We start from the raw sequence: 12,163 nt of genomic DNA, 5'->3' as shown, positions 1-12,163 counted from the left end.
CAAAGCCAAACGGCAAGCCTCCGCAAAAGTTCCTGTCCGGAATGGGGTGGTCCGGTTAACGGGTCGACATCGAACCCCACCGAGCGGTGCCGGCGCGATCGAACTAGAGCGCCGTTTCACCGGGTAGGTGATTCATATGCTTCATGTTGCGGCGGTCCGGCCTTGTCAGCGCTCCACGGCGCGATAATTGCTCATGAAGGCGTGGGCAAATTCACCTGTCGACAGGAGCCGACCATGAAACATCAAACACTCGACCAACTGCAAGCCGTCGCGGAAGTTGAGTCCTTCGCGGCGTATCCGGCGATGACTCGAAACCAGCGGATTGAACGTTGGGCGGAACTTCTCGAACAAAACCCGACGCGATGCCTTGGGGCGCTTCCAGGCACCGAATATATGAACAGGGAAGCGCGCGACAGATCGCGTGGTGCTGGAACGCCGCTCACCGTCGCCTTCGAGGATCCGGTTCTGCGTGCCATGGGGCTGAAGGACGATACCTATGGTGAGGCAAAGCGCTTCTTCGAACTGAGCGACCGGCAGTTGCACCAAATCGTTTGCCATTGCCATGTCGGTGCTACGATGCAAGCGCGATGGGCCGCTGCCAGGGTGCGCGGGATAGTCCGCGGCAACAGATTTGTTGCCTGGTTGAAGGGATTGATCGCGCATTGACGCGGTACGAGGAACGGCGGAACACGCGTTCTTTCCGCGCCGTGGAGAGCGCTTCCGAACTTGGAAGGGCACGTGCCACGTCGGGCCGCGCAGATTGTGAAAGTCCTCGACGCTTGGCTGCGCCTTGTCGCGGCCATGCGTCCGTTTTGATGCGAGAATTTGAGTTGGCCCGCCGCAAGTGAGAGCCGTCGTCCGACCGGCGTTCGAGCGCAGTCGGGGCAGGTGCGCTAAGGACGGACCCGCGACCCTTCGACGTGGCTAACGATCGATTTCTCCGAACACGATGTCGAGCGAGCCGATGATCGCGGCGACATCGGCGATCATATGGCCTCGGGACAGGAAATCCATCGCCTGCAGGTGGGCGAAGGAAGGTGCGCGGATCTTGCATCGGTAGGGAACATTGCCTCCGTCCGACACGAGGTAGACGCCGAACTCGCCCTTCGGCGCCTCGACGGCGGCATAGACTTCACCGCTCGGCACGCGAATGCCTTCGGTGTAGAGTTTGAAATGGTGGATCGTCGCTTCCATCGAGCGCTTCATCGTGGCACGCGGCGGCGGCGTGATCTTGTGGTTCGGGATCGCGACCGGTCCCTGGCCTTCGGGTGAGCGCAACTTTTCCAGGCATTGCCGCATGATCCGGACCGACTGGCGCATTTCCTCCATGCGTACAAGGTAGCGGTCGTAGCAGTCGCCATGTTTGCCGACCGGAATATCGAAATCCATCTCCGAATAGCATTCGTATGGCTGCGCCTTGCGCAAATCCCATGAGGCGCCCGATCCGCGCACCATCACGCCGGAAAAGCCCCAGGCCCAGGCATCATCGAGGCCGATCACGCCGACATCGACATTGCGCTGCTTGAAGATGCGGTTCTCGGTCAACAGCTCTTCGAGATTGTCGCAGACCTTGAGGAACGGATCGCAGAACCTCCAGATGTCGTCGAGGAGTTCCGGCGGCAGATCCTGATGCACGCCGCCGACCCTGAAATAATTCGCGTGCATGCGGGCGCCGGACGCGCGCTCATAAAAGACCATCAGCTTCTCGCGCTCGGCGAAACCCCAGAGCGGCGGCGTCAGCGCGCCGATGTCCATGGCTTGCGTGGTGACGTTGAGGAGGTGCGATAGCAGCCGGCCTATTTCGCAGAAAAGCACGCGAATGAGCTGTCCGCGTTTCGGAACCGATATTTCGAGGAGCTTCTCGGCGGCGAGACAGAATGCATGCTCCTGGTTCATCGGCGCGACGTAGTCGAGCCGGTCGAAATAGGGCAAGGCCTGCAGGTAGTTCTTGTACTCGATGAGCTTTTCGGTGCCGCGATGCAGCAGGCCGATATGGGGATCGGCGCGTTCCACGATCTCGCCGTCGAGTTCGAGCACCAGCCGCAGGACGCCGTGAGCGGAGGGATGTTGTGGCCCGAAATTGATGGTGAAGTTGCGAACTGCAGCCTCGACCATGACAGTCCTCCGCGATCAGCCGGGCTTTGGTTCCGTGCCGGAGCCGGCTTGTCCGCTTTCAGCCGCTCACGTCGTCGTCTGGATGATCAGCGTCAGCGTGCCGTCGCCGTCGATATTGGCCGCCACGACCTGCGTGGAATTAAGCCCGTTCGCCGCCAGTGCCGATGCCGCCTGCGGCGATGCGTCGATCGAACTTTGCAGGATGCGCAAATCCTCGGCGCTGGTCTGGGTGACGACGGCCTCCGCCTGTGCCTTGATGTCAGGAGGCAGATCCTCCATCGCCACGATTGTCACTGCGGTGAAATTCTGGGCGGAGAAGGCATCCTCCGGTGTAGCCTGGTCGGGAGTGGTCCCTTGGGGCGTGGCTTGCTCTGGCAAGGTTTGCGGCGCCGTCGGCGGCACAGGGGCAAGCTCTGGTCCCACGGATTGCGCATAGACCGGCGAGGCAAGGGCCAGTGCCGAAAGTGTGGCAATTGTCGTCGATAGGCGCATGGCCGTTCCTTCCGTTTGCTCAGCGGACGATCAATTCGGTGACGACAAAACCATCGTGTCGAAATATGGTTCCGTGACTGAGGTGCTGTCTTGTTCTGAGTGCTGTCTGGCCGAAAGCCGTGATTGTCGCGGAGAGCAGGGCGCGAAATCCGGCGTTGCCTGTCAGGCAGCGGCGTGGCTGCGATCGGGCTGCGGCCAGCGCTGCAAGGCTTCACGGCCCTGAGCGGTCAGTTCGTAGATCCCGCGATCGGTGCGCTCGAACCAGCGATACACGTTGTGCAGCAGAATCTTGGGTGCGTTCGGCAGGTTGGGCTTCAAGTCACGCAGCCGCTTTGGGCCGTCGGCGAGTGCTGCGGCGCATGCCAGTGCCTGCTGGCGATAAGCGGTCATGATCGGCGCACGTGAGCCGCCGCCGGCGACAGGATCGCCCTGCCGACGCCGATGTTCGTCGATTAGTTTCGAGCGGCGCCGGGGATCCCGACGCGGGGCCAATGCCGTCGGGCTGAGCAGCACCTGAACCTCGCCGTTCGGTCGCACGCCAAGCAGGCCAAAGCCGAGCCGACGGCAGAGATTGCGGTATCTCACATCGCTCTCGCGGCCCTTGCCACGGGCCGACATGCATGCCGCGAGCCAGACCTCGTCGCTCGCCGCCATACGGTCGACGCCCTGGAGGATGAGCTCGAGATTGAACTTCAGCTTCAGCTCGCAGATGACGACGATCGGCGGAGAGTCGGCACTCAGCGCCAGCAGGTCGCAGCCGCCGATCTCGCCCTTGACCATAAATCCCAGGCCTTCGAGGAAGGCCTTGACCGGGCTGTAGAGTGACGTTTCGAGCATGGGCCTTTGTTGGCTGCGAATCATCCCGCCGATCGGCGGGTCAGCGCGATGATCGCTCTTTGCCGTTGAACAGAGGTAAACGACGGGCAAACAAATGGTCAGAGCAGTGCCGCGGCCGCTTGCGAATTTGGTATGATGGTATAATGTGTACCTGACGTAGCATGCTCCGCGTAGCTGCGCTGGACATCCGGGCGCCCGAGACACGTCCAGGCATCGTCATTTGAGCGACGGCTCCCCGCGTTTTTACCCGCCAGCCGGCGGCAATGTGCATACAAGTCAATGGGATGACGATCGGTAGGGCCGTCGTTGGAATTCAGGAGTAACGGACATATGACAACGATTGCGCTGTTTGGTGCAGGCGGCAAAATGGGTTACCGTCTGTCGACCAATTTTCGCGGATCTTCGTATACGATACGCCATGTCGAGGTCAGCGACGCCGGCCGCGAGCGGCTGAAGTCGGGCCTCGGCATCGATGCCGTCAGCGCCGATGAGGCGCTTGATGGCGCCGATGTGGTGATCCTGGCGGTGCCGGACACGCACATCGGCAAGGTCGCGGCGAGTATCGAGAGCAAGCTTGCGTCAGGCACGATGGTCGTCGTGCTCGACGCCGCGGCACCTTTCGCCGGGCATTTGCCGAACCGGCCGGATCTGACCTATTTCGTCACCCACCCCTGCCATCCGCCGATCTTCAACGATGAGACCGACATGGCGGCCAAGAAGGACTATTTCGGCGGCGTCAAGGCCAAGCAGCATATGGTCAGCGCCTTGATGCAGGGACCGGAGGAGGATTTCGCCAAGGGTGAGGCGATCGCAAAGATCATCTGGGCGCCGGTCATGCGCTCCCATCGCGTCACTGTCGATCAGATGGCCCTGCTCGAGCCCGGCCTTTCGGAAACGGTATGCGCTTCGCTGCTCGTCGTCATGAAAGAGGCGGTCGACGAGGTGGTGGCGCGCGGGGTCGACAAGCAGGCGGCGCTCGACTTCCTGCTTGGTCATATGAACGTGCTTGGCGCCGTCATCTTCGGCGAGACCAAAGGCGTGTTCTCCGACGCATGCAACAAGGCGATAGAGTTCGGCAAGCCGGTTCTGATGCGCGACGACTGGAAACGGGTGTTCGAGCCGGAGGAGATTGCCGCGAGCATTCAGCGCATCACTTGAGGGCGGCGACGCGTCTTTCGGGACATGTCACCTGAAATTGTCATTGACTCATTATACCAGTTGCCTTAGCTGTTCGATGGATCGGACTGTCAAGCTTCGCAGCAGGCTCAGGGGCCAGATGAGTGGGGTTAGTGGGAAGCGATCCGTCGAAGTGAAGCCGGCAAAGGCTTGTGAATCTGACGCGACCCGCCACCTACGGCCGGCTAGCGAAATCGAATGCATATAGCCTTGGGACAAGGCGCGGATTTTCAACGGGAGGAATACATGAAACTGACACGCAGAATGACGCTTGCGGCTTTCGCCGGCGTGCTGGCTCTTGGCACCGCCGCACCCGCCTATGCGGCGGATTTGATCGCCATCATCACCCCCTCGCATGACAATCCGTTCTTCAAGGCGGAAGCTGTCGGCGCGGAGGCCAAGGCCAAGGAACTCGGCTACGAGGCGTTGGTGCTCGTCCATGACGACGACGCCAACAAGCAGTCCGAATTGATCGATACAGCGATCGGCCGCGGCGCCAAGGCGATCATCCTCGACAATGCCGGCGCCGACGCCACAGTCGCTGCGGTGCAGAAGGCCAAGGACGCAGGCGTTCCTTCCTTCCTGATCGATCGCGAGATCAATGCCACCGGCGTTGCCGTCGCGCAGATCGTCTCCAACAATTATCAGGGCGCCCAGCTCGGCGCGCAGGAATTCGTCAAGCTGATGGGCGAGAAGGGTAATTTCGTCGAGCTCGTCGGCAAGGAATCCGACACCAATGCCGGCATCCGCTCCAAGGGTTACCACGACGTCATCGACGACTATCCGGACCTGAAGATGGTGGCGCAGCAGTCGGCCAACTGGAGCCAGACCGAGGCCTACTCCAAGATGGAATCGATCCTCCAGGCCAATCCGGACATCAAGGGCGTGATCTCCGGCAACGACACGATGGCGATGGGCGCCTACGCGGCACTTGCCGCTGCCGGCCGCAAGGACGTGATCGTCGTCGGCTTCGACGGGTCGAACGACGTGCGCGACTCGATAACCTCCGGCGGCATCAAGGCGACGGTCCTGCAGCCGGCCTTCGCGCAGGCACAGATGGCGGTCGAGCAGGCCAACGACTTCATCAAGAACAAGAAGTCTCCGGCCGAGGAAAAGCAATTGATGGATTGCGTCCTGGTCAATGGCGACAATGCCGCCAAGCTGGAGACGTTCGCGCTCACCAACTGAGCCGGCGTAACATCAAGCGCAAGGGACGAGCTCCGGTTCGTCCCTTGCTTCCATTTCGCCCTTGCTTCCATTTCTCTGGGTGCTCCTGACCGCCATGCCGAACGAGCCGACATGTTCAACACGCTGACCCGGCCGATCCTTGTCGTATCGCTCCTTGCAGCTATAGTCAGCCTGACCGCCTGCAAGATCCTGCCGACGCCGTCAGCGGAAAATGGCGGCACTGGCTCGGCCTTCAATCCCGACAAGAAGGTCGAGGACATCTGGGCGGCGAAAGCGATACCCTATCTGCAGCAGAAGGCCGGCCCGTTTCCCGAGGTTCATGCTTTGGCGAAGACCGATCCCGCCGCTGCCGGCGCCAAATACGGCAATCCGAAAAAGCAGGCGAATTCGCCATGGACCTTCGCCGTCCGGCTCGGGGGCAAGGTCGTTGCAGCCAATACACAGTCACGCGCGGCGACAATGGACGTCGATGCCGACGGCGACGGCAAGGCGGATGCGCGGGTGCAGATCGGACCCGCCATGCGCGGTACAGCGCTGCGCGACAGCCTTGACTTCATTCAATTCAACGATTTCACCAACCAGATCGACTTCGCCCAGTTCGGCAAGGCCTTCAACGCCTACGCCGACAAGACCGTGCTTTCCAAGCTGCCGCGCGAGGCACTCGAGGGCCGAAGCGTCAAGATCCTCGGCGCCTATACGCCAGGCAGCGGCCAGGACCTGCCGCTGGTGACGCCAGCGGAGGCAGAGATCGGGCCGAAGCCATGACCGGCGATCAAGACGTCATCCTGAAGCTGGAGGATGTCTCGAAAGTCTATTCCGGCACCGTCGCGGTCAAACGTGCGAATTTCGAGGTGCGCAAGGGTGCGGTCAACGTGCTGGTCGGCGAAAACGGGGCCGGCAAATCGACGCTGATGAAGATCATCGCCGGCGTCGAGCAGCCGACGCTCGGGCGCATTCTGCTGGACGGCGAGGAGGTCTCCTTCTCGTCATCCGGGGACGCGGTAAATCGCGGCATCGGCATGGTGTTCCAGGAGTTGAACCTGTTCGGCAACCTGACCGTCGCCGAAAACATTTTCGCCACCCGCGAGATCACCAACCGCTTCCGCAAAATCGACCGCAAAGAGCAGGAGCGCCGCGCGGCGGAATTTCTTGAACGGCTGGAGGCTGGCATCCGGCCGGACATGCTGGTCGAGGATCTGCGCATCGGCCAGCAGCAGCTGGTCGAGATCGCCAAGGCGGTTTCGCTCGATGCGCGCATCCTGATCATGGACGAGCCGACCTCGGCGCTCAGCGCGGCGGAAGTCGAGATCCTGTTCAAGGTGATTGCCGACCTCAAGGCGCGCGGCGTGGCAATCGTCTACATCTCGCATCGGCTCGAGGAATTGATCCGCATCGGCGACACTATCACGGTGCTGCGCGACGGGCGCATCACCGGCCAGGCGGAGATGAAAGACGTCGACACCCAGTGGATCGTGCGGCAGATGATCGGCTCGGACGCCAAGGACTTCGCCAAGGCCGACGGCCATGTGCCGGGCGAAGAGATATTCCGCGCCGAGGATATTTGCCTGCCGCGCGTCACCGGCGGGCTTGCGGTCGACCACGTCTCGCTGTCGCTGCGCGCTGGCGAGATCCTCGGAATCTACGGCCTGATGGGCGCCGGACGCAGTGAGCTGTTCGATTGCATCATGGGCCGCCACGGCCATTCGACCGGCGCGATATTCATTGCCGGCAAAAAGGTGCACGAGCGCGACACGACGCGGCGCGTCCGGCGCGGGCTGGCGCTGATCCCCGAAGACCGCCAACGCGAAGGGCTGGTGTCGATCCTCTCCGTCGCCAGCAATCTGACTCTGGCCAGCCTGTCGCGGTTCGTGCGCCTGTTCCACATTCGTGGTGCCGCCGAACGACAGGCGGTGACCCAGACGGTGCGCGAACTGGCCATCAAGGTCGCCGATCCGGCGCAGGAAGTCTCGTCGCTGTCGGGCGGCAACCAGCAGAAGGTGGTGATCGGCAAGGCGCTGCTCACCGGACCGAAGGTGCTGCTGATGGACGAGCCGAGCCGCGGCATCGACGTCGGCGCCAAGGCCGACGTTTTCCGCACCATGCGCAAGCTGTCGCGCGACGGTCTGGGGATCTTGTTTGCCACCTCCGATCTCGACGAAGTGATGGCGTTGTCCGACCGTATCGCAGTGATGAGCAATGGAAAATTGACCGGTATCTTCGATCGCGCGGAGGCGACTGAGGCCGCGCTCGTCGCTGCCTCGGCCCTCGGCCACGGCCCGGTCCCGCACGGAGAGCAAGGCGCATGACTGACATTCCAGCCAAGGCGGTGGTCAACTCCATTTCGAGCGGCTCGGTCCTGCTGACGCTGATGAAGGCGAGGACGTTCATCGCGCTGATCGCCGTGCTGTTATTCTTCTCGATAGCTGCCCCTAATTTCCTATCGGCCGCCAATCTTATCCTGATGTCGAAGCACGTGGCGTTGAACGCATTCCTCGCAATGGGCATGACCTTCGTCATCATCACCGGCGGCATCGACCTGTCGGTCGGCTCGATCGTCGGCCTGTGCGGCATGGTGGCCGGCTATCTCGTGCTGAACGGCATCGACCTGCAGGTCGGCTACACCATCTACTTCAACGTCTTCGAGATCGCGCTGATCACGCTTGCCGTCGGCATATTGATCGGCGCCGTCAACGGCTTGCTGATCACCAGGCTGAATGTTGCGCCTTTCATTGCTACTCTAGGCGTGCTCTATGTCGCACGCGGCCTGGCACTGCTGTCGTCCGACGGGCGCACCTTCCCCAATCTCGTCGGCAAGCCGGAACTCGGCACCACCGGGTTCGGCTTCCTCGGCGCCGGCCGGCTGCTCGGCTTGCCGGTTTCGATATGGATCTTGGTCGTCGTGGCACTGGGGGCGGCCTATCTCGCCAGATACACTCCGCTCGGCCGCCATATCTTCGCGGTTGGCGGCAATGAGCGGGCGGCGCGGATTTCGGGCGTCCGCGTCAACTTGGTGAAGATGTTCGTCTACATGTTTTCCGGGTTCTGCGCGGCGATCGTCGGGCTGATCATCTCGTCCGAACTGATGGCCTCGCATCCGGCGACCGGAGAGAGCTTCGAACTCAACGCCATTGCCGCGGCAGTGCTCGGCGGCACCTCGATGTCGGGCGGACGCGGCACCATCGGCGGCACCATTGTCGGCGCCTTCGTAATCGGCATCCTTTCGGACGGGCTGGTGATGATGGGGGTGAGCTCGTTCTGGCAGATGGTAATCAAGGGCCTCGTCATCATCGTAGCCGTTGTCGTCGACCAAGCCCAGCGCCGGCTGCAGAGCCGTGTCACGCTGATGCAGATGGCAAAGGCCGGCTGACATGGCGGAGCTGCGTGGCGCGCTGATCGGCTGCGGCTTCTTTGCCGTCAACCAGATGCATGCCTGGCGCGACATAGAGGGCGCTTCGATTGCCGCCATCTGCGACCGCGATCCGGACCGGTTGAGGGTCGTCGGCGACCAGTTCGGCATCACGCGGCGCTATACCGACGCGGCTGCGCTGGTTGCCGGCGAAAGGTTGGATTTCGTCGACATCGCTACCACCGCACCAAGCCACAGAACGCTCGTGGAGATGGCGGCGCAGTATGGCGTTCCGGTAATCTGCCAAAAGCCGTTCGCGCCGTCGCTTGCCGACGCCAAGGCCATGGTGAAAGCCTGCGCCGACGCCGGCGTGCCGTTGATGGTGCATGAAAATTTTCGCTGGCAGTCGCCGATCCAGGCGGTGCGTGCGGTGCTCGACAGTGGCGAAATCGGCACCCCCTTCTTCGGACGGATCTCGTTCCGATCGGCTTATGACGTGTTTTCCGGCCAGCCCTATCTGGCGACCGGAAGGCGCTTCATTATCGAGGATCTCGGCATCCATATCCTCGACATCGCCCGCTTTCTGCTGGGCGACGTCTTGACGGTCACCGCGCGAACGGCGCGCGTCAATCCCGGCATAACCGGCGAGGACGTTGCGACGATGCTGATGGACCACACGGGCGGCGCCACTTCCGTGGTCGACTGTAGCTACGCCAGCAAGCTCGCGACAGAGCCGTTCCCCGAGACGCTGATCGAGATCGATGGCAAGGACGGCACGATCCGGCTGGCGCAGGGCTACCGCCTCACCGTCACCGGCAGGAGCGGGACGGTCGGTAGCGACGTCTCGCCGCCGCTGCTGGCCTGGGCATCGCGGCCGTGGCACAACATCCAGGAAAGCGTCGTCGCCATTCAGAAACATTGGGTCGATTGCCTGACCAACGGAACCGAGCCCGCGACCTCGGGCGCGGACAACCTCAAGACATTAGCGCTGGTCGAGGCAGCGTACGCCGGCGCCGCAAGCCGGGAGCCGGTGCAACTCGACGCCTTGCTGAAATGACAGCCGACGCCTTCCTCCTCTACGGCACACGTGCCGTTGAAGGCGAACCGGTCAGGCTGCAAGCCGGCGCGCTGACGGCGGACTTCGTCAACGGCAATCTGCGCACCATTCGGCATGGCGGCACCGAAGTTCTGCGCGCTATCGCCTACATCGTCAGGGATCGCGACTGGGGCACCTACGAGCCGAGACTGGCCGATCTTGCCATCGAACAAAATGCCGAGGCTTTTTCCGTCAGCTATACGGCAAGTTGCCAAGCACCGGACGGCAGCCGGCTCGGCTTTCGTGCGACCATCAAGGGCTCCGCCGATGGCCAGCTGGTCTTCGACGTGAGCGCTCTTCCCGACAGCGATTTCGAAACCAATCGCTGTGGCTTCTGCATCCTGCATCCGATTGCCGGCTTGGCCGGCAGCCCGGTCACGGTCGAGCATACCGATGGCAGCGTGGTCGCGACCAGGCTTCCAGAGCTGATCGATCCCTGGCAGCCTTTCAAGGATCTGCGGGCGATCACCCATGAGGTCCGGCCGGGCGTCACCGCCGAATGCCGGATGGAAGGCGATGTGTTCGAGATGGAGGACCAGCGCAACTGGTCTGATGCATCGTACAAGACCTATGTCCGGCCGCTCGCGCTACCATGGCCATACGTGCTGCCTGCCGGCGAGACCTTCCGCCAGACCATCAGCTTGCGGATGGAGGGTGGCGGGAAAGTGCCGGCTGTCGCGGCAAGCGCCGAACCGATTCGTATCACGCTCGGCCAAGCCGGACCGGTGCTGCCGGATATCGGCGTGATCATCTATCGGGATGAGGTCGAGGCGGCGCTGGGCAAGCTGCCGATGCTGTCCGAGCTTGGCCCGCAGCAATTGATGTTCCACTATGACCCGACGCGCGGCCACGAGCTCGACGTCTTGCGGGCTTACGCCCAGCTCGCCGCCGCCTATCCGGTCCGGACAACGCTCGAATGTGTCATTGCCGGCGACGGCGATCTCGACGCCGAGCTTTCAGGCGTCGCCGACAGGGTGCGGCAGGCCGGGCTCGAGCTTTCGGCCATTGCCGTCTCGCCCTCGGCCGACCGGCAGTCGACGCCACCGGGCAGCGCGTGGCCGCACTGCCCGCCGCTCGAGGACGTCTATGCCGCGACGCGGCGCGCCTTTCCCGACAGCCGCCTCGGCGGCGGCATGTTCAGCTATTTCACCGAACTCAATCGCAAGCGTGTGCCGGCCGACCCGCTCGATTTCGTCACGCATTGCACCTGCCCGATCGTGCACGCCGCCGACGACCTCAGCGTCATGCAATCGTTGGAGGCGCTGCCTTCCATCACAGCCTCGGTGAGGGCGATCTTCGGGCCAAAACCCTATCGGATCGGGCCGTCGACCATTGCCATGCGCCAGAACCCCTATGGCGGTGCGACCAAGGCCAATCCCGACAGTCAGCGCATTGCCATGGCCGACCGCGACCCTCGCCATACCGGGCTGTTCGGAGCCGCATGGACGATCGGCTATGCCGCACGTGTTGCGCCGGCCGAACTCGAAATGCTGACGCTCTGCAGCTTCACCGGACCATTCGGCGTGCTGGCCTCGTCGGGCGAACCTGTCGAAGAAGGTACACCCCGGCCGATTTTCCACGCGGTGAAAGGACTTTGCGATCTGGCCGGCCATGCGCATGTGGCGGCGACAACGACCGATGAGAGGCGGGTGCTGGCACTTGCCAGCCGTTCCCAGACAGGCAAGATCATCGTCTGGCTGGCGAACCTTACCCCGGTCGACGTTCCGGTCGACGTTTCCGGGCTCGGCTCCGATCAGGGTCCTCTCAAGATTTGGGATGGACGACTGTCACGCCAGATTCCGCGCGATACGTCGGGCCGAGACCATCTTGTGATGACACCCTACGCAATCGTCAGGATCGGCTGAAGTCATTTGCCGAGGCTCATGGGTAGCCGCACTTGCGTAGCGGTTGTG

Annotated in this window: 11 protein-coding genes; 8 read left to right on the top strand and 3 right to left on the bottom strand. The window is 62.7% G+C overall.

Annotated elements, in window-relative coordinates:
• Positions 1 to 234: 234 nt before the first annotated feature.
• Positions 235 to 666, top strand: a complete 432-nt coding sequence (locus tag NKJ35_RS13105) for a hypothetical protein (RefSeq protein ID WP_254817079.1) — start codon at positions 235 to 237, stop codon at positions 664 to 666.
• A gap of 258 nt (positions 667 to 924) precedes the next feature.
• Here the strand turns inward: NKJ35_RS13105 and NKJ35_RS13100 are convergent, their stop codons facing one another.
• The 3 genes from NKJ35_RS13100 to NKJ35_RS13090 all read right to left on the bottom strand — a co-directional run bounded on the left by NKJ35_RS13100 (position 925) and on the right by NKJ35_RS13090 (position 3,444).
• The gene (locus tag NKJ35_RS13100; protein WP_352506284.1) at positions 925 to 2,115 is read right to left on the bottom strand and encodes an NADH-quinone oxidoreductase subunit D; all 1,191 of its coding nucleotides are present in this window, start codon (positions 2,113 to 2,115) and stop codon (positions 925 to 927) included.
• Between the two features lie 66 nt (positions 2,116 to 2,181).
• A complete protein-coding gene (locus NKJ35_RS13095; protein ID WP_352506283.1) occupies positions 2,182 to 2,607 on the bottom strand; it encodes a hypothetical protein in 426 nt (141 codons plus the stop codon).
• Positions 2,608 to 2,769: 162 nt separating this feature from the next.
• The gene (locus NKJ35_RS13090; RefSeq protein WP_352647516.1) at positions 2,770 to 3,444 is read right to left on the bottom strand and encodes a DUF2161 domain-containing phosphodiesterase; all 675 of its coding nucleotides are present in this window, start codon (positions 3,442 to 3,444) and stop codon (positions 2,770 to 2,772) included.
• A gap of 330 nt (positions 3,445 to 3,774) precedes the next feature.
• Between NKJ35_RS13090 and NKJ35_RS13085 the strand changes: the two genes are divergently transcribed.
• From NKJ35_RS13085 to apnL, 7 genes are all read left to right on the top strand, one after another.
• A complete protein-coding gene (locus tag NKJ35_RS13085; RefSeq protein WP_352647515.1) occupies positions 3,775 to 4,602 on the top strand; it encodes a phosphogluconate dehydrogenase C-terminal domain-containing protein in 828 nt (275 codons plus the stop codon).
• Between the two features lie 264 nt (positions 4,603 to 4,866).
• Positions 4,867 to 5,808 carry a D-ribose ABC transporter substrate-binding protein gene (locus NKJ35_RS13080; RefSeq protein ID WP_352647513.1) on the top strand — a complete coding sequence of 314 codons (942 nt, stop codon included), beginning with the start codon at positions 4,867 to 4,869 and terminating at the stop codon, positions 5,806 to 5,808.
• A 111-nt stretch (positions 5,809 to 5,919) separates the two neighbouring features.
• On the top strand, positions 5,920 to 6,573 hold the full coding sequence (locus NKJ35_RS13075; protein WP_352647512.1) for a DUF2291 family protein: 654 nt from the start codon (positions 5,920 to 5,922) through the stop codon (positions 6,571 to 6,573).
• Positions 6,570 to 8,114, top strand: coding sequence for a sugar ABC transporter ATP-binding protein (locus tag NKJ35_RS13070; protein ID WP_352647511.1), 1,545 nt, complete (start codon positions 6,570 to 6,572; stop codon positions 8,112 to 8,114). The genes NKJ35_RS13075 and NKJ35_RS13070 overlap by 4 nt, the downstream gene beginning before the upstream one ends.
• Positions 8,111 to 9,175 (top strand): ABC transporter permease, encoded by a 1,065-nt coding sequence (locus NKJ35_RS13065; protein WP_352647509.1) that lies wholly within the window; start codon positions 8,111 to 8,113, stop codon positions 9,173 to 9,175. The genes NKJ35_RS13070 and NKJ35_RS13065 overlap by 4 nt, the downstream gene beginning before the upstream one ends.
• 1 nt (position 9,176) lies before the next feature.
• On the top strand, positions 9,177 to 10,211 hold the full coding sequence (locus NKJ35_RS13060; protein ID WP_352647507.1) for a Gfo/Idh/MocA family protein: 1,035 nt from the start codon (positions 9,177 to 9,179) through the stop codon (positions 10,209 to 10,211).
• Positions 10,208 to 12,115: a D-apionate lactonase gene (apnL, locus tag NKJ35_RS13055; RefSeq protein WP_352647505.1), complete on the top strand. Its 1,908-nt coding sequence runs from the start codon at positions 10,208 to 10,210 to the stop codon at positions 12,113 to 12,115. The genes NKJ35_RS13060 and apnL overlap by 4 nt, the downstream gene beginning before the upstream one ends.
• Positions 12,116 to 12,163 lie beyond the last annotated feature (48 nt).

This window comes from Mesorhizobium sp. M0136 (assembly GCF_040322515.1).
Lineage (GTDB): Bacteria > Pseudomonadota > Alphaproteobacteria > Rhizobiales > Rhizobiaceae > Mesorhizobium.
This window is presented reverse-complemented; position numbering and strand designations above follow the sequence as displayed.